The sequence below is a fragment of the Pigmentiphaga sp. genome (assembly GCF_033795525.1).
Classification (GTDB): domain Bacteria; phylum Pseudomonadota; class Gammaproteobacteria; order Burkholderiales; family Burkholderiaceae_B; genus Pigmentiphaga.
Genome location: NZ_JARYGM010000001.1, coordinates 335312 through 351357, shown reverse-complemented (window position 1 = coordinate 351357; position 16046 = coordinate 335312). Strand labels below are relative to the sequence as shown.

The 16046-nt window shown below is 64.2% G+C and carries 19 protein-coding genes; 18 read left to right on the top strand and 1 reads right to left on the bottom strand.

The window, feature by feature from the left end; genetic code table 11:
- Positions 1-23 precede the first annotated feature (23 nt).
- The 6 genes from QHC78_RS01705 to QHC78_RS01680 all read left to right on the top strand — a co-directional run bounded on the left by QHC78_RS01705 (position 24) and on the right by QHC78_RS01680 (position 4182).
- A complete protein-coding gene (locus tag QHC78_RS01705) occupies positions 24-983 on the top strand; it encodes a VOC family protein (protein ID WP_319742147.1) in 960 nt (319 codons plus the stop codon).
- A 185-nt stretch (positions 984-1168) separates the two neighbouring features.
- Positions 1169-1492, top strand: a complete 324-nt coding sequence (locus QHC78_RS01700; RefSeq protein WP_319742145.1) for a hypothetical protein — start codon at positions 1169-1171, stop codon at positions 1490-1492.
- A complete protein-coding gene (locus QHC78_RS01695; RefSeq protein ID WP_319742144.1) occupies positions 1489-1716 on the top strand; it encodes a recombinase-like helix-turn-helix domain-containing protein in 228 nt (75 codons plus the stop codon). Before QHC78_RS01700 ends, QHC78_RS01695 begins: the two co-directional genes overlap by 4 nt.
- 10 nt (positions 1717-1726) lie before the next feature.
- Positions 1727-2749, top strand: a complete 1023-nt coding sequence (locus QHC78_RS01690) for an aromatic ring-hydroxylating dioxygenase subunit alpha (RefSeq protein WP_319742143.1) — start codon at positions 1727-1729, stop codon at positions 2747-2749.
- 31 nt (positions 2750-2780) lie between these two features.
- Complete coding sequence (locus QHC78_RS01685; RefSeq protein WP_319742142.1) at positions 2781-3206, top strand: RidA family protein; 426 nt, start codon at positions 2781-2783, stop codon at positions 3204-3206.
- A gap of 19 nt (positions 3207-3225) precedes the next feature.
- On the top strand, positions 3226-4182 hold the full coding sequence (locus tag QHC78_RS01680; RefSeq protein ID WP_319742141.1) for a PDR/VanB family oxidoreductase: 957 nt from the start codon (positions 3226-3228) through the stop codon (positions 4180-4182).
- A gap of 150 nt (positions 4183-4332) precedes the next feature.
- Here QHC78_RS01680 and QHC78_RS01675 read toward each other — a convergent pair whose 3' ends face one another.
- Positions 4333-5079, bottom strand: a complete 747-nt coding sequence (locus QHC78_RS01675) for a GntR family transcriptional regulator (protein ID WP_319742140.1) — start codon at positions 5077-5079, stop codon at positions 4333-4335.
- 192 nt (positions 5080-5271) lie between these two features.
- Here QHC78_RS01675 and QHC78_RS01670 point away from each other — a divergent pair, with 192 nt between their 5' ends.
- The 12 genes from QHC78_RS01670 (at position 5272) to QHC78_RS01615 (ending at position 16046) form a co-directional block, all read left to right on the top strand.
- The gene (locus QHC78_RS01670) at positions 5272-6135 is read left to right on the top strand and encodes a VOC family protein (protein WP_319742139.1); all 864 of its coding nucleotides are present in this window, start codon (positions 5272-5274) and stop codon (positions 6133-6135) included.
- Complete coding sequence (locus tag QHC78_RS01665; RefSeq protein WP_319742138.1) at positions 6132-6833, top strand: class II aldolase/adducin family protein; 702 nt, start codon at positions 6132-6134, stop codon at positions 6831-6833. The genes QHC78_RS01670 and QHC78_RS01665 overlap by 4 nt, the downstream gene beginning before the upstream one ends.
- A gap of 10 nt (positions 6834-6843) precedes the next feature.
- Complete coding sequence (locus tag QHC78_RS01660) at positions 6844-8298, top strand: 2-hydroxymuconic semialdehyde dehydrogenase (protein WP_319742137.1); 1455 nt, start codon at positions 6844-6846, stop codon at positions 8296-8298.
- Between the two features lie 10 nt (positions 8299-8308).
- Entirely contained in the window at positions 8309-8500 is a 192-nt protein-coding gene (gene thmT, locus QHC78_RS01655) for a 2-hydroxymuconate tautomerase (protein ID WP_319742136.1), read from the top strand.
- A 32-nt stretch (positions 8501-8532) separates the two neighbouring features.
- Complete coding sequence (locus QHC78_RS01650; RefSeq protein ID WP_319742135.1) at positions 8533-9699, top strand: ABC transporter substrate-binding protein; 1167 nt, start codon at positions 8533-8535, stop codon at positions 9697-9699.
- Between the two features lie 109 nt (positions 9700-9808).
- Entirely contained in the window at positions 9809-10729 is a 921-nt protein-coding gene (locus QHC78_RS01645) for a branched-chain amino acid ABC transporter permease (RefSeq protein WP_319742134.1), read from the top strand.
- Between the two features lie 22 nt (positions 10730-10751).
- Positions 10752-11768 carry a branched-chain amino acid ABC transporter permease gene (locus QHC78_RS01640; protein ID WP_319742133.1) on the top strand — a complete coding sequence of 339 codons (1017 nt, stop codon included), beginning with the start codon at positions 10752-10754 and terminating at the stop codon, positions 11766-11768.
- Positions 11765-12520 carry an ABC transporter ATP-binding protein gene (locus QHC78_RS01635; protein WP_319742132.1) on the top strand — a complete coding sequence of 252 codons (756 nt, stop codon included), beginning with the start codon at positions 11765-11767 and terminating at the stop codon, positions 12518-12520. The genes QHC78_RS01640 and QHC78_RS01635 overlap by 4 nt, the downstream gene beginning before the upstream one ends.
- 16 nt (positions 12521-12536) lie before the next feature.
- Positions 12537-13232: an ABC transporter ATP-binding protein gene (locus QHC78_RS01630; protein WP_319742131.1), complete on the top strand. Its 696-nt coding sequence runs from the start codon at positions 12537-12539 to the stop codon at positions 13230-13232.
- Positions 13233-13256: 24 nt separating this feature from the next.
- Positions 13257-14036, top strand: a complete 780-nt coding sequence (locus tag QHC78_RS01625) for an SDR family NAD(P)-dependent oxidoreductase (protein WP_319742130.1) — start codon at positions 13257-13259, stop codon at positions 14034-14036.
- A 98-nt stretch (positions 14037-14134) separates the two neighbouring features.
- Positions 14135-15484, top strand: a complete 1350-nt coding sequence (locus tag QHC78_RS01620; RefSeq protein ID WP_319742129.1) for an aromatic ring-hydroxylating oxygenase subunit alpha — start codon at positions 14135-14137, stop codon at positions 15482-15484.
- A 1-nt stretch (position 15485) separates the two neighbouring features.
- Positions 15486-16046: a 3-phenylpropionate/cinnamic acid dioxygenase subunit beta gene (locus tag QHC78_RS01615; protein ID WP_319742128.1), complete on the top strand. Its 561-nt coding sequence runs from the start codon at positions 15486-15488 to the stop codon at positions 16044-16046.

The following is a 16046-nucleotide window of genomic DNA, read 5'->3' as shown; positions in this document are numbered from 1 at the left end:
GAGCCCCACATTGGAGAGATGTAATGGACGTATTGGGCATTGATGAGATCACCTACGGGGCCGACGATCTGGCCGCGTGCAAGCAGTTCCTGACCGACTGGGGCATGACCCTGGCCGAGGAAACCGACAAGTCGCTCGTTTTCGAGTCGCTGAACAAGTGCCGTGTCATCGTGAAGACGACCGACTATCCGGGGCTGCCTCCGGCTATCGAGGAAGGACCGACGCTGCGCGAAGTGGTGTGGGGCGTCTCCAGCGACGAGGTCCTCGAGCGCTTTGCGGCCAAGCTCAAGGACCTGCCGGGCTACGTGAACGAGGGCGGCCGGGTAGGCTGCACCGACCCCAACGGCTTGGCGGTCCGCTTCCAGACCACGCGCAAGATCGACATCGAGGTCGATAGCCCGGGCATGAATACCTGGAGCAACAAGGCGCGCCGCAACCAGCGCAGCCCCATCTACGAGCGCGCCACGCCCATCGAGGTGGGGCATGTGGTGTTCTTCGTCAAGGACGTGAAGGCCTGCGAGAAGTTCTATGCCGAAAATTTCGGCTTCGTCGCATCCGACCGCTATCCGAACAAGGGCGCGTTCATGCGTTGCTCGGTCGAGGGCGGCCACCACGACCTCTTCCTGCTGCAACCGCCCGAGCCGCGCGCCGGCCTGAACCACGTCGCGTTCACCGTGCGTGATATCCACGAGGTGTTCGGCGGCGGCATGGCGATGGCGCGGCAGGGTTGGAGCACGCAGCTGGGACCCGGCCGGCACCCGATCTCGTCCGCCTATTTCTGGTATTTCAACTTCCCGGGCGGCGGGCTGATCGAATACTACGCCGACGAGGATTATCTCGACGCCGAGTGGGAAGCGCGCGAGTTCGAACCGGGGCCGACGGTATTCGCCGAGTGGGCGATCGACGGCGGCCTGGACGGTCATACCCGCCGCCAGAAGAACGCCAAGGCGCCGGATGGGAAGTTTCTGACCGAGAAGAAATAGCCCCCCCACGCCCTTCGGGCGCCCTGCATGGTGGGCCCCCAGCCGCTTCGCGGCAGCCCGGGGCCGGGTCCAGCGGGCGATGCGGGTGGACCGGCGGAGCCGGATCCGCCGCATCCCGGGTCTAGTGAGGGTGTCTTGCGGGGTTGCAGCGCTGCTGTGGCTGGCTATGGTAGGTGGGAGGATTGATGGCTGATGCTTCGAATGTGATGCTGACCGTGCTGCTCAAGCACGATCAGTCCAATAATCTGGACGCGGTCCAGACCAAGTTGAAGGAAGCCGACTGGTGGGAGCGGTTCCCGCCGGAAGGCGTGAAGATTGTCTCCTGGACCGTGGCGATGGGTCTGGGGCAGATCGTGACGCTGGAGGTGCCGCCGCACCTGCTGGCCACGGTCAATGTCGAGCTTGAACGTTCGGCGTGGGGCGTGTTCCGCACCGAGTGTTATCCCACTTATGACTTTGTTCCCGTTCGCGAACGCATCCGCGAACGCGTACGCAACGGAGGTAAATGATGCAAGATCGTTATCTGGAACCGCACCAGGCGCGGCGCCGTCCCCCTACTGAATGGGAAAGCCTGCTCGGCGATTCGCTCGAGCGCGCTTTCGCCGCGGGCAAGCACGAGCTGGCCCCGATCGTGGAATACCTGAACCAGGCCGGCCCTCCCGCTCCCAACGGCGCGACATGGACCGAGGAGTTGTTGCAATCCGAGCTGGCCCGCCTGGCCGATACCGTCTGAGGAAACCGTCATGACTACCAAAATCGATAGCCCGGACGCCCTGTTGGCGATCGGCCTGAAAGACACCTGGTACGCGATCTGTCCGTCCAGCTTTATCGCCGACAAGCCTGTTTCGCTGCGCCGGCTCGGCATGAAGCTGGTGTTCTGGCGCGACGACGCCGGCAAGCTGTACGCGCTGGAAGACCATTGCCCGCATCGTGGCGCGCCGTTGTCGCGCGGTATCCTGCTGGGTGATCGCATCGCCTGCGGCTATCACGGCGTCCAGGTGCGCTGCGACGGCGTCGTGACCAGCGTGCCGGGCAGCCCTGGCTGCAGCCTTGAAGGAAAGCGCGCCGCGCGCTCCTTCCACGTGGTCGAACGCAATGACACCGTATTTCTGTACAACTCGGCCACCAATGTCGACCAGGCGCCCGAATTCACGCTCCCCGAGGAACTGGCGTCGGACGAGTTCGCGTCTTTCCTGTGCTACACGGAGTGGCGCGCCGACTATCGCTACGTGATCGATAACGTGATGGATCCCATGCACGGGACCTATCTGCACAAGCAGTCGCACTCGATGGCCGAGGGTTCGTCCGTGGCCGAGTTCGGCGTGCGTGACACCGAGCATGGCTTCGTGTTCGAAAAGAAAGGCCAGCGCGGGGTGAACTTCGACTGGACCGAGTGGGCCAATACCGGCCTGCACTGGCTGCGCCTGGAGATCCCGTATCCCCCCACCGGCGGTCCTGGCGGCGGCTTCGCCATCGTCGGCACCTATACGCCGATTACCGAGAACCTGGCGGCCGTATTCCATTGGCGCTGCCGCAAGGTATCGGGATGGCAGCGCCATGCCTGGCAGTTCCTCTATCGCAATCGCCTGGAAGCGCGCCACTGGGCCGTGCTCGAGCAGGACCGCGAAGTGCTGGAGGTGATGGAGCCCGACGCCAACCAGCGCGAAAACCTCTACCAGCACGACATCGGCCTGGTCCGGCTGCGGCGCCACCTGCGCAACCTGGCCGCCGCCCAGCTCGAGCAGCTGCAAGGGAAGGCCGCGTGAGCGGCCGGCCGGCACACAACGAGGAAGCGCGATGAACAACGCAAGCTCTGTGGCGCGCCGCGTCATCGCGCCGTCGGTACCCGAGCGTGAAACGGCCACCTGGTCGAATTGCCTGGTGCTGGGCAACGAGATCGCCATGTCGGGCGTGACCGCCCATCCCCAAGCCACGGCGGTCGAGCCGCCGCTGGGCACCTACGAGCAAACCCTGGTCGTGCTCGGTAAAATCCGTGCTTTGGTCGAGGCCGCTGGCGCAGGGGTGCAAAATATTTATAAACTGGTGATTTACGTGACGGACATCAAGGACAAGGACGAAGTCGGGCGAGCCCGCAAGGAGTTCTTCCAGTCGCCTTATCCGTGTTCCACGTTGGTCGAGGTCCGCGCCCTGGTGTTTCCCGGTCTGACCGTGGAGATCGATGCATTCGCGCGGCTCGACGTTGCCTTGCGTACCGACGCATAACCGCTTTTTTCGACCCCTCATGAACAGCAGCTCACTCATTCCGGTTCTGGTTCACGCCATCCGCCTTGAAGCGCAGGGCATCGTCAGTGTCGAGTTCCGCTCGCCCACCGGCGAAGACCTGCCGCCTTTCGAAGCGGGTTCCCACATAGACCTGCATCTGCCCAACGGCCTGGTGCGCAGCTACTCGCTGTTCAACTCGCCGACCGAGCGCCATCGCTATGTGGTGGGAGTGTTGAACGACCGTAACAGCCGCGGCGGTTCGCGCTTCGTGCACGAGCAGCTGCGCGTGGGGTCGACCATCAAGATCGCCCCGCCTCGCAACAACTTCGAGCTGGACGAGTCCGCCAGCAAGTCGGTGTTGCTGGCGGGGGGCATCGGCGTCACGCCCATCTTCTGCATGTACAACCGCCTGATGGCCGTCGGCAAGCCGGTGGAGCTGATCTACTGCGCGCGTACCAAGAGCGAGGCGGCCTTCGTCGACGAACTGCTGTCTTCGGGCGGTCAGGTCAAGACGCGCTTCGACGACGAGGCGGGCGGCCCGCCCAATCTGCGCGAGATGCTCGCCGGGCATCCTGCCGACACGCATTTCTACTGCTGTGGCCCCACGCCCATGCTGGATGCCTTCGAGGCAACCTGCAAGGAACTGGGCTACGAGAACGTGCATATCGAACGCTTTGCCGCCGCCGGCGAAGTCACCGCCGCCCAGGAGGGCAGCTACCAGGTCGAATTGGCCAAGTCGGGCAAGACCATTGACGTGCCGGCGGGCATGTCGCTACTCGATGCGCTGCTGGAAGCCGGCGTCGATGCCGACTACAGCTGCCGCGAGGGCGTGTGCGGCGCGTGCGAGACGGCCGTGCTGGAAGGGGTGCCGGACCACCGGGATTCCGTCCTGACCGAACGCGAGCGGGAGTCCAACAAGACCATGATGGTCTGCGTCTCGGGTTGCAAGGGCGCCAAGCTGGTGCTGGACATCTGACCCGTCCTGGCCTTCCCGCCACTTGGCGTGCGGGAAGACCGCCGAACGCGATGCCCGCGGGCATCGCTTTTTTTTGCCCGTACCCTCAATTGCATGGCAAGCCGATGAGGCGGTGTGGGTTCCCCGGCGGGTCTTCGCCCCGGCCGCGGGTCAGGATGCGGTGGCGGCGCCGTCGGTCGGTGCTGTGGCGTTACTGAACAGGTCCGCCGGCAGGTGCTTGACCGCTTCATAGGTCGTGGTGATGTGTTCGGCCAGCAGGCGCGAGGCCTGGCCTGCATCGCGCGCGAGGGCAGCTTCGAGGATGTTGCGGTGCTCGTCGTGCACGTCCCGCGGGATGGGTTTGCGGGTCACCACCAGCCGCCGGTAGCGCTCTGCCTGTTGGTACAGGATACCCAGGAAATGATGCATCCAGCGCGATGGACAGGCGCTGATCAATGCCTGGTGGAATTCGCGGTTCCGGTCTTCCCATTCGTCGAACCGGTTGACCGGATTGGTCGCAAGCCGTTCCTCGGCCCGGCTCAGGCGATGGAAGGCGGCAATGATGCGGCTTTCCCAGACGTCATCGCCGGTTTCTATGGCCTGGCGCAGCGCCTCGCATTCGAGCAAGGTCCGGTTGCGAGTAATGTCGAGGAAGTCCTCCATCGAGATGGGCGTCACGTGGAAGCCCCGCTGTCCATGGGAGACCACCAGCGCGTCCGACACCAGCAGCGACAGTGCTTCGCGCAGCGTTCCCGCGCCCACCCCATAGGAATCCTTCAGGTGTTCCACGCGCAGGCGGGAGCCGGGCGCCAGTCTGCCTTCGATGATGTCGCGCCGCAAGGCAGCATAGGCGGTGCCCACCAGCGTGGTCGGCGTCGCGGCATGGGATAAGGGCGGCAGTTCCAGTGGGGTGGGCATGCGTCGCGGGCGGCTGGGTGCCCCCTCTCGTGAAGAATGGCTAAATTCTAGTCCATTCTCGACTAAAAGCCTGTTTATTAGGGAAATCCATAAAATCTCGATAAAAACATTTTCATCGGATATTTTGTGGCGTATCGTGTCCGCCAGGAAGAGTAGGTGGGCCACCCACGCTGGCCCATGCAGGAGACATACGTGATTCATCTACATGACATCCGCTACGTGCGGTTGGGAACGCCCGACCTCGACGGGTCGGTACGCTATGCGACGGAAGTCCTCGGCCTGGAAGTCGCCCGCCGTGCCGGCAAGTCGGTCTACCTGCGGTCCGACAGCCGCGACCACACCCTGTGTTATTTCGAGGGCGACCCGCGTGACCATACGGCGGCCTTCGAGGTCGATACCCCGGAAGAGCTGGATCAGGCCATGGCGCTGCTGGAAAAGGCCGGATATGTGTCCACGCGCGGCAGCGTGGAGGAAGCCGAGAAGCGCTACGTGCGGGACTTCGTCAACTTCAAGGATCCGTCGGGCAACAGCATCGACCTGGTCTATGCGCCCCAGCACAGCGGCCGCCGTTATTTCCCCTCGCGCGATGCCGGCATCACGGGTTTCAGCCATATCGGGCTGCGTACGCTCAACCCCCGGCGCGACGAGGCTTTCTGGACCCAGTTGCTGAGCGCCAAGGTCAGCGACCGCATCGGCGAGGCACCGCTGCTGCGTATCGACGAAGTGCATCACAAGATCGCGCTTTTCCCGTCCAGCTACCCGGGCGTGCAGCACATCAACCACCAGGTCGAGAGCATCGACGACGTGATGCGGGCCTACTACATCCTGCTCGAAAAGCGCATTCCCATCCGTTTCGGTCCCGGCCGCCACCCGACTTCGGGCGCCATGTTCCTGTATTTCGAAGGTCCGGACGGCATGATCTACGAGTACTCCACCGGGGTGCGCCTGATTACCGAAGAGGACGAGAAAACCTATCGTCCCCGCAATTTCCCCGCCGTGCCTTCGTCGTTCTGCATGTGGGGCGCCAAGCCCGATATCCCGGAGTTCAAGACTTGAACAAGCCTTGCGCAATACCGACCGCACGCCAGCAGAGCCAGGTGCGGGCGGCTGCGCGCGCCCTGGCGCGCGCCAACCTGGTCCATGCGTACGGGCACTGCAGCCTGCGCGTGGATAAGGACTACTTCCTGGTCTGCGCGGCCAAGCCCATGGGCATGATCGAGCCGCACGAAGCGGGAACCGTCGTGCCGGTCCACGGCGAGCTGCCCGAAGGCGTGCTCGGCGAGGTCCGCATCCACCAGCACATCTACCGCTTGCGCGACGACGCCGGCGCGGTGGTGCGCAGCATGCCGCGCGACGTGATGACGCTCTCCAGCGCCCGCATGACGCCCGCCCCCCGCCACGGCATGGGTTCGTACTTTTCGCCGGCCGTGCCGCTTTGGGACGATCCGCAATTGGTCCGGTCGGACGAGCAGGCCGCCGGGGTGGCCGCCACCTTGGGCAGCGCCCGGGCCGTAGTCATGCGGGGCAACGGCGCCGTCGTGGCTGCGCCGAACATCGAACAAGCCGTGGTGCTGACCTGGTACCTGGAAGACGCTGCGCGCATCGAGCTGCAATTGCGCGCGGCAGGGCTGGCCGACGGCCCGACGCTGTCGCCGGAAGAGGCGGCCCGCCGCGCCACCGGCGCAGGCAGGATCTTCGAGCGCATGTGGGAATACCTGTGCGACGGCGACCCCGAGTTTGCAAATGTCATCTGAGAGTCCATCCATGAACGAATTCAAGAATTTCATCAATGGCCAGTGGGTTGCCACCGGCAAGACCTTCGAGAACCGCAACCCCGTCGACAACAGCCTGATCGGTCCGGTGTACGAAGCCGGCCGCGCCGAGGTCGATGCGGCCGTCAAGGCCGCGCGTGCCGCGCTGTCGGGCCCGTGGGCCGCCATGAAGGTGCAGCAGCGGGTGGACATGCTGCATGCCATCGCCGACGGCATCAACCGCCGCTTCGATGACTTCCTGGCTGCGGAAATGGCCGATACCGGCAAGCCGTACGGCCTGGCCAGCCATGTGGATATTCCGCGTGGCGCGGCCAACTTCAAGGTGTTCGCCGACCTGATCCGCAACGTGCCGGGCGAAACATTCGACATGGAGACGCCGGACAATGGCTTCGCGCTGAACTATTCGGTGCGCGTGCCGCGTGGCGTGATCGGCGTCGTCTGCCCGTGGAACCTGCCGCTGCTGCTGATGACCTGGAAGGTCGGTCCGGCGCTGGCGTGCGGCAACACGGTGGTGGTCAAGCCCTCTGAGGAAACGCCTGCCACGGCGACCTTGCTGGGCGAAGTGATGAACGAAGTCGGTGTGCCGCCCGGCGTCTATAACGTGGTCCATGGCTTCGGTCCGGATTCCGCCGGCGAATTCCTCACCAAGCATCCCGACGTCGACGGCATTACGTTTACCGGCGAGACCCGCACCGGCGAGGTCATCATGCAGGCCGCCGCCAAGGGCGTCCGTCCGGTGTCGTTCGAACTGGGCGGCAAGAATCCCGGCATCGTGTTCGCCGATGCCGACTTCGACAAGGCCGTGGCCGGCATCGCCCGTGCCGCGTTCGAAAACAGCGGCCAGGTCTGCCTGGGTACCGAGCGGGTCTACGTGCAGCGGCCGATCTTCGACAAGTTCGTTGCGGCGCTCAAGGCCAAGGCGGAGTCGTTCAAGCTGGGCAATCCGAACGACCACAGCGTCAACTTCGGACCGCTGGTCTCTCTGACCCATCGCGAAAAAGTCTTGAGCTACTACGCCAAGGCGCGCGAGGAAGGTGCAACCGTGGTGACGGGCGGCGGCGTTCCCGACATGCCCGGCGCGCTGGCCGAGGGCGCCTGGGTCCAGCCCACGATCTGGACCGGCTTGCCGGAGACCGCGGCCGTCATCCGCGAGGAGATCTTCGGGCCCTGCTGCCACATCACTCCGTTCGACACCGAGGAAGACGCGATCGCCATGGCCAATGCAACGCCCTACGGGCTGGCTGCCACCGTCTGGACGCAGAACGTCGGTACCGCGCATAGGCTGGGCAAGGCCCTGAACGTGGGCATCTGCTGGGTGAACTCGTGGTTCCTGCGCGACCTGCGCACTTCCTTCGGCGGTGCCAAGCAATCGGGCATCGGCCGCGAGGGGGGCGTGCACTCGCTGGAGTTCTATACCGAATTGCGCAACGTTTGCGTCAAGCTCTGAGGAGACAGCCATGCCCATCATCCAGGTCCAACTAATGGAAGGGCGCACGGACGAACAACGTGCGACCCTGATCGAGGAGTTGACCGAGGCTACCCATCGGGCCATTGGCGCCCCCCGCGAGTCGGTGCGGGTGGTGCTGGTGGAAGTGCCCAAGACGAATTTCGGAATAGGCGGCAAGACGGCCAAGGCGCTGGGGCGCTGAATCCCCTTTCCCTGATACAGGAGACATCCAGAATGACAAAGAAAACGACGCTCGCGGCGGCGTTGGCTGCACTCGTATTCGCGGGTGCCGCCCACGCCGACGTCAAGATCGGTTTTTCCGGCGTGCTGTCGGGGCCGATGGCGGCGCTGGGGCAGGACCAGTACGACGGCTTCATGCTCGCGGTGGAGCAGCTGGGCGGAAAATTCGGTGGCCAGCCCGTCACGGTGCTGCGGGAAGACGATCAGCTCAAGCCCGACGTGGGCGCGCAGATCGTGCAGAAGTTCATCGAGCGTGACAAGGTCGATGCCATCGTCGGCCTGGGCTTTTCCAACGTGCTGATGGCCGAGACGCGCCGGATCAAGGATTCCGGCGTCGTCGCCCTGTCCACCAATGCCGGGCCCGCACCGATCGCCGGCAAGAGCTGCCTGGCCAACCTGTTCGTGATGGGCTGGCAGAACGACGGCATGTCCGAGGCCATGGGCAAGTACGTCAAGGACCAGGGTTACAAGAACGTCTACTTGATGACCTCGAACTACCAGGCCGGCAAGGACAAGCTGGCCGGGTTCAAGCGCTTCTATGGTGGCAAGATCGCCAACGAGGTCTATACCCCGCTGGGCCAGCTCGACTACGCGGCCGAGATCTCCGCGGTGCAGAACGCCCAGCCCGACGCGTTGTTCGTGTTCTACACCGGCGGTATTGGCGTCAACTTCGCCCGCCAGCTGCACCAGGCCGGCCTGATGGGCAAGCTGCCGTTCTTCTCGGAAAGCCTGATCGACGCCAACTCGCTGGCCGCGCTGAAGGAGCAGGCCGTGGGCGCCATCTACGGCACCCCCTGGGCTCCGGTTCTGGATAACGCGCAGAACAAGAAATTCGTGCAGGGCTTCGAAGCCAAGTACAAGCGCACGCCCACCGAGTACGCGGCCAATGCGTACGATGCCGCCTACCTGTTGGACGCTGCCGTCCGCAAGCTGGGTGGCAAGGTCTCGGACAACAAGGCCTTCGCCGCGGCGGTCAAGGAAGTGGGCTCGCAGTTCCCGACGGTGCGCGGCAAGTTCGCATTCAACCGCAATAACATGCCGATCCAGAACTACTATGCTTTCCAGGTGGTGCAGCAGGCCGACGGGGTGGGCTATAAGCAGCTCGCCCAGGTCCTGACGGATCATCAGGACGCCTACGTAGGCGAATGCAAACTGAAGTAGTGGAATAGTCCTCTACGCAGCGCGATGCGGGTGGGCGGGGGCTGGCTCCTGCGGTCCGCCGGCGCCGCCCCCGCCGGGGCGCGCGCAGCGCGTAGGGGGGAGGCCTCCCATGAATAGTTCCCTGTTTTTGTCGCAGTTGCTCAACGGCGTGCAGCTGGGCGTACTGCTGTTCCTGCTGTCTTCAGGGTTGACCCTGATCTTCGGCATCATGAATTTCATCAACCTGGCGCACGGGTCGCTATACATGGTGGGGGCCTTCATCGGCGCCGCCGCCTTCAATGCCAGCGGATCGTTCATCTTCGCGATTGCGGCTGCGATCATTTCCGCCGGACTGGTGGGCCTGTTGCTCGAACACCTGGTGGCGCGGCCTTTGTACCGCTATGACCACCTCTACCAGGTGCTCGCCACGTCCGGCCTGATGATGTTTTTCAACGAGCTTGCCATCGTCATCTTCGGCAACCGTCCCTATTACGCCGCCATTCCTTCCAGCCTGGAAGGGGCCGTGACGCTATTCGGTTCGCAGTACCCGGTCTACCGCATCCTCATCATCGCCGTCGGCGTGCTGGTGGCGCTCGGGGCTTGGTACTTGATCCAGAAAACACGCTTCGGCATGCTCATCCGCGCCGGCGCCAGCAATTCATCGATGGTCAGCGTGCTGGGCGTGAACATCGACCTGCTCAAGAAGCTGCTGTTCATGCTGGGCGCCGGGCTGGCCGGACTGGCCGGCGCGCTGGCCGGCCCCATTCTTTCCGTGCAGTCCGGCATGGGGGAACCCGTGCTTATCCTGGCACTGGTCGTGATCGTGGTCGGGGGAATCGGCTCCATCCGCGGCGCGCTCGTGGCCGCGATGATCATCGCCGTCATCGATACGCTGGGGCGGGCCTACATCCCGCAACTGCTGGGCTCCTTCATGCAGCCGGCCTCGGCCAATGCGGTCGGGCCCGCGCTGGCCTCCATGCTGATCTACGTGCTGATGGCCCTGGTGCTCGCATTCCGCCCCAACGGCATCCTCGCGCCGGCCAAGCGCTGACATTCCTGCAAGGAATACGACCATGAATCGCGTCAAATTCGGGAGCTGGGTGATCCCGGTCCTGTTCATCATCCTGGCCGCCGTGCCCTTCGTCGCGCAGGCCCTGGGCGAACCGTTCTACGTGACCTTCTTTGCCCGGGTGCTGGTCTATGCACTGGCTGCGTGCGCGCTGAACATCGTCCTGGGATTCGCAGGGCTGGTCAGCTTCGGCCATGCCATGTTCATCGGCCTGGGCTGCTATGCCGTCGGCATATTGAGCTTCTACGGAATCAGCGACGGCTGGCTCCAGCTGCTCGTGGCCGTTGCCGTCTGCGCCCTGGTTGCATTGGTCGTGGGCAGCGTCTGCCTGCGTACGTCGGGCATAGGCTTCATCATGATCACGCTGGCCTTCGCGCAGATGTTCTACTTCCTGATGGTCAGCATGACCACCTTCGGCGGCGACGACGGCCTGAACATCATCGAGCCCAGCAATTTCCGCCTATTCGAGCTGACCGGCAGCACCGAAGTCTACTGGGCGGCGTGGGCCGTACTGCTGGTTGCGACGTTGTTCCTGGCGCGCCTCAAGAAATCGCCGTTCGGCATGGTCCTGCAGGCTACCCACATCAATCCGCGTCGCGTCAACGCATTCGGCTATTCGGTGTTCCGGGTGCAACTGGCGGCCTATGTGATGTCGGGCGTATTGACCGGGATCGCCGGCCTGCTGCTTGCGAACCTGACCGCATTCGCCTCTCCCAGCTATATGTCCTGGCCGGTCTCGGGCGAGCTGATCGTGATGCTCGTCATCGGCGGGCTCGGAACCATCACCGGTCCCATCATCGGCGCCATCGCCTTCCTGGTCATGGAAGAGTTCTTCAAGGGGCTGACCCAGCACTGGATGCTCATCATGGGGCCGGTCATCGTCCTCATCGCCTTGGCCTGCCGCGACAATTTTGCGTGGCTGGCACGCCTGCGTCCTGCCTCGGACAAGGCGCCCGAGCCGCCCGTCCCTGCCGAGCCGGCCGCCAAGGTCGCCACCGTTCCTGCCGGAGAAACGCGATGAATCCGATCGGACTGAGTACCCGCGACCTGGTCAAGCGCTTCGGCGGCTTGCGGGCTACCGATGGCGTCACGCTCGATATCGAGCCCGGCGAACTGCATGCCATCATCGGCCCCAACGGCGCGGGCAAGACCACGCTGGTCAACCTGCTCACCGGCGAGTTGCGTTCAGACGAAGGCAGCATCCTGGTGGGCGGCGAAGAGGTGAGCGGCACCCCGGTACAGCAACGGGTGGCGAGGGGGCTGTTGCGTTCCTACCAGATCACCTCCATTTTCGATGCCTTCACGGTGATCGAGAACGTCTGCATCGCCGCGCTGCGCAAGCAAGGCGTGCGGTGGGCGGTCTGGAAGCCCATGTCGGCCTACAGCGGGGTCATGGAGCAGGCCCGGGCGATCGTCGATCAATGCCACCTGTCTGGCGTGGCCGACACCGTGGCGGCCAATCTGGCTTACGGCCAGCGGCGCCAGCTGGAAGTCGCGATGGCGCTGGCGGCCGATCCCCGCATACTGCTGTTGGACGAGCCCATGGCGGGCATGAGTGCCGCCGAGGGCGCGGCGGCGATCGAGCTGCTGCGTTCCCTCAAGGGTCGCTACACCATCCTGCTCATCGAACACGACATGAACGCCGTTTTTTCATTGGCCGACCGCATCAGCGTGCTGGTGTACGGCAAGATCGTCGCCACCGGGTCGATCGAGGAAATCCGCAATCATCCCGAAGTCCGTCGCGCCTACCTGGGCGACGATGCCGACGCCTGAGGCAGAGGAGTTCACGATGCTTTCCATACAAGGACTGGCTGCCAAGTACGGCTCCTGCCAGGCGCTGTTCGACATCGACCTGGAGGTCAAGCGGGGCGAAGTGGTGGGGCTGATCGGCCGCAACGGCATGGGCCGTACGACGGTCATCAACTGCCTGTTCGGCCTGCTCAAGCCGGTGGCGGGCCAGATTACTTTCGAAGGACAGGTCCTGAACGGCCTGGCTCCGTATCGCGTCGGGCGCCTGGGGCTGTCGTTGGTGCCCGAGGGCCGGCAGGTCTTCCCGACGCTGACGGTGGAAGAAAACCTGGTCGCCACGGCCAAGCGCGCGGGAGCGTCTCCCTGGACGCTGGACAAGATCTACGCCTTGTTTCCCCGGCTGAAAGAGCGCCGCGCCAACCTCGGCACCCAGCTGTCCGGCGGCGAGCAACAGATGCTGGCCATCGGGCGGGCCTTGATGACCAACCCGCGCCTGCTGGTGCTGGACGAGGCCACCGAAGGCCTCGCTCCCATCGTGCGGGCCGAGATCTGGAGCGTGCTGGCGCAGCTCAAGAAGGACGGCCTGACCATGATCGTGGTCGACAAGAACACCAAGGCCTTGCTGCGGCTGTCGGACCGGAACTTCATCCTGGACAAGGGCGTCACGGTGTGGCGCGGTTCCTCTCCCGAGCTGGCGGCGCGCCCCGAACTGATTGCCCAGTACGTGGGCGTGTGAACGTACCACTCTCGAGGAGTATTGATGAGGTTGAAAGACAAGGTGGCGCTGGTGACCGGCGCTGCCGGCGGCATCGGGCTGGCGATTGCGAAGCGGTATAGCCAGGAAGGCGCCCGCGTGGTGCTGGTGGACCGCGCCCAGAACGTGGAGAACGAGGCCCTGGCGCAGATGGCGGGGCCGGCCAAGGCCATGCGCGGGGACGTCACCGATCCGGCCCAAGTGGCCGAAATGGTGGCGTTGTGCGAGCACGAGTTCGGCGGCGTGGACATTTGCGTTTGCAATGCCGGCGTGATTCGCGCTGCCGAGTTCCTGGACCTGACGCTCGAAGACCTCGACTTCGTGATGAACGTTAACGTGCGGGGCACCTTTCTGGTGGCGCAGGCCGCGTCCAAGGCCATGGTGCGCCAGGGCCGGGGTGGCAGCATCATCACCTTGTCGTCGATGACGGCGGAGCTGGCCATGTCCAACCAGCTGGCCTACGGCGCCAGCAAGGGGGCGGTGCGGCAGATGACCAAGGCCATGGCGCTTGCGATGGCGCCTCATGGAGTGCGGGTGAATGCGCTCGGGCCGGGGAGCATCGATACCGACATCATGGCCACGATTACCGATAATCCGGAGGCACTCCATACGGTCTTGTCGCGCATTCCCATGGCACGCCTGGGCCGTCCGGACGAAGTCGCGGGGGTGGCGGTGTTCCTGGCCAGCGACGATGCGAGCTATGTGACCGGGCAGACCGTGTATGCGGACGGCGGCAGGCTCGCTCTCAACTACACGGTCCCGGTGCCCGGGCGCTCGAGTATGTAAGCGGCGCATACCCGGTATGCCCGGCGTCCGATAGACTCGCGGCCGGCCATTCCTTAACGTTCCCCTGTGCGCAGCAGTGGCTGCGCGGGGGAATATCGATGCCACTTTCACTCGACACGCTGGTCGATGCCCAAGCTGGCACGGTCAGCCGGGAATTGTTCGTCAGCCAGGAGCTGTTCGAGCTCGAACAGCAACACCTGTTTTCCCGGGCATGGCTGTTCGTCGGTCACGAATCCATGATTCCCAACCCGGACGATTATTTCGTCAGCCGGATGGGTACCGATTCGGTCATTCTCACACGCGACCGCCAGAACCAGATCCAGGTGCTGCTCAATTCATGCACGCACCGCGGCATGAAGCTGTGCCGCCAGGACCAGGGCAATACCCGCGCCTTCTCCTGCCCCTATCATGGCTGGACGTTCACCACCGACGGCAAGCTCTCGTCGATACCCGGCGCGCTCACAGGCGTACCCGGGCTGAACAAGCACTACTACGGCGAGCTGGATACCTCCGCCTGGGGCCTGCGCCGCGTGGCCAAGCTGGTGAATTTCAAGGGCACGATCTGGGCGACCTGGGACCCGGACGCCCCGGAGTTCGACGAATACCTGGGCGACATGAAGCTCTACCTGGATTATGCCCTGGACCATCGCGATGGCAGCCCGGGCGGCTCGGAAATGATCGCCGGCGTCCAGAAGTGGCGCATAGGCACCAATTGGAAGATCATCGCCGAGAATTTCAACGGCGATCTCTATCACGACATCAGCCACCGCTCGGTGGACTCGATCGGCATCGGGCCGGGGGGCAAGGGCCGCCGCGACCCGACCCCGGATCGTACGTCGATTTCGTTCAAGCATGCGGGCCACGGCGTCGTGGGGCGGGCGCCTTACGAGAACGAGGGGCCTTACAACCCCCTTTTCTCCAATCATCCTGAGGTGGAGGCCTATTACCGCAGCCTCTACGAAAAACGCCAGGCGCTGCTGGGCGGAAAGATGAAGGTCTTGCACAGCGTGGGGGGAATTTTCCCGAACACATCGATCCATGGCCGCCAGCCGCGCACCATTGGCGTTTTCCACCCGATCAGCCCCACTGAAACCGAGATGTGGCGCATCTTTCTGGTGGACAAGGATGCGCCGCAGGCCGTCAAGGACGCCCACCGCCATTACTACCTTCGCTATTCCGGTCCGGGCGGGATGACGGAGTCGGACGATACCGAGAACTGGACATACGCCACGCAGTCGTGCAAGGGCAGCGTTGCCCGCCGTACGCCGTTCAACTACCAGATGGGCATCGGCCACGCGCAGCCTGTCCCGGGCCTGCGTGGAGCGGTTTCCACCGGCGAGTTCACCGAAGAGAACAACCGCAACTACTACAAGCGCTGGGCCCAGTTTGTGCGTGGCCTGTCATGGGACGAATTGATGGCGGCCTCGCGGGCCGAGCAAGGGGCGTGATATGCCGACGGCCATCCAACCGGACATAGAAACGCAGCTGGCCGACATGCTGCTGTTGAAATCGATCGAGCAGTTCTATTACCGGCAGTCCGACATGCTGGACGCACGCGACTACGAAGCCTGGCTAGGCACGCTGGACGAGGGCATCCGCTACTGGATGCCCATTGCCCGCAACGTGCAGAGCCGCGCGCTGGCCGACGAATACACCCGGCCCCAACAGGACACGGCCTGGTTCGACGAAGGAATCGAGACGCTGCGCCAGCGTGTCGAGCAGTTCCGTACCGGCATGCACTGGGCCGAAGAGCCCGTTTCCCGCGTATCGCATCTGGTTACCAATGTGCGCGTCGTCGAGGTTCGCGATGGCGGCGACGGCCGCCGCCGCGTCCAGGCTCGGTCGCGCTTCCTCGTCTACCAGAACCGCCTCGAGACCGAAACGACGCTGTTCGTGGGGAAGCGCGACGATACGCTGATCGAAACTGCCGCTGGATGGAAGGTGCGCACGCGCTCCATCTTCCTGGATCAATCCGTGCTGCTCGGCAAAGCGCTCACCATTTTTTTCTGA

What these genes read in the sequence shown, in the direction of transcription:
- QHC78_RS01685 (WP_319742142.1), top strand. Translation starts at nt 2,781, where the DNA reads ATGAACAACGCAAGCTCTGTGGCGCGCCGCGTCATCGCGCCGTCGGTA.
- QHC78_RS01690 (WP_319742143.1), top strand. Translation starts at nt 1,727, where the DNA reads ATGACTACCAAAATCGATAGCCCGGACGCCCTGTTGGCGATCGGCCTG.
- QHC78_RS01695 (WP_319742144.1), top strand. Translation starts at nt 1,489, where the DNA reads ATGATGCAAGATCGTTATCTGGAACCGCACCAGGCGCGGCGCCGTCCC.
- QHC78_RS01620 (WP_319742129.1), top strand. Translation starts at nt 14,135, where the DNA reads ATGCCACTTTCACTCGACACGCTGGTCGATGCCCAAGCTGGCACGGTC.
- QHC78_RS01705 (WP_319742147.1), top strand. Translation starts at nt 24, where the DNA reads ATGGACGTATTGGGCATTGATGAGATCACCTACGGGGCCGACGATCTG.
- QHC78_RS01640 (WP_319742133.1), top strand. Translation starts at nt 10,752, where the DNA reads ATGAATCGCGTCAAATTCGGGAGCTGGGTGATCCCGGTCCTGTTCATC.
- QHC78_RS01630 (WP_319742131.1), top strand. Translation starts at nt 12,537, where the DNA reads ATGCTTTCCATACAAGGACTGGCTGCCAAGTACGGCTCCTGCCAGGCG.
- QHC78_RS01625 (WP_319742130.1), top strand. Translation starts at nt 13,257, where the DNA reads ATGAGGTTGAAAGACAAGGTGGCGCTGGTGACCGGCGCTGCCGGCGGC.
- QHC78_RS01650 (WP_319742135.1), top strand. Translation starts at nt 8,533, where the DNA reads ATGACAAAGAAAACGACGCTCGCGGCGGCGTTGGCTGCACTCGTATTC.
- QHC78_RS01680 (WP_319742141.1), top strand. Translation starts at nt 3,226, where the DNA reads ATGAACAGCAGCTCACTCATTCCGGTTCTGGTTCACGCCATCCGCCTT.
- QHC78_RS01635 (WP_319742132.1), top strand. Translation starts at nt 11,765, where the DNA reads ATGAATCCGATCGGACTGAGTACCCGCGACCTGGTCAAGCGCTTCGGC.
- QHC78_RS01645 (WP_319742134.1), top strand. Translation starts at nt 9,809, where the DNA reads ATGAATAGTTCCCTGTTTTTGTCGCAGTTGCTCAACGGCGTGCAGCTG.
- QHC78_RS01700 (WP_319742145.1), top strand. Translation starts at nt 1,169, where the DNA reads ATGGCTGATGCTTCGAATGTGATGCTGACCGTGCTGCTCAAGCACGAT.
- QHC78_RS01615 (WP_319742128.1), top strand. Translation starts at nt 15,486, where the DNA reads ATGCCGACGGCCATCCAACCGGACATAGAAACGCAGCTGGCCGACATG.
- QHC78_RS01660 (WP_319742137.1), top strand. Translation starts at nt 6,844, where the DNA reads ATGAACGAATTCAAGAATTTCATCAATGGCCAGTGGGTTGCCACCGGC.
- QHC78_RS01675 (WP_319742140.1), bottom strand. Translation starts at nt 5,079, where the DNA reads ATGCCCACCCCACTGGAACTGCCGCCCTTATCCCATGCCGCGACGCCG.
- thmT (WP_319742136.1), top strand. Translation starts at nt 8,309, where the DNA reads ATGCCCATCATCCAGGTCCAACTAATGGAAGGGCGCACGGACGAACAA.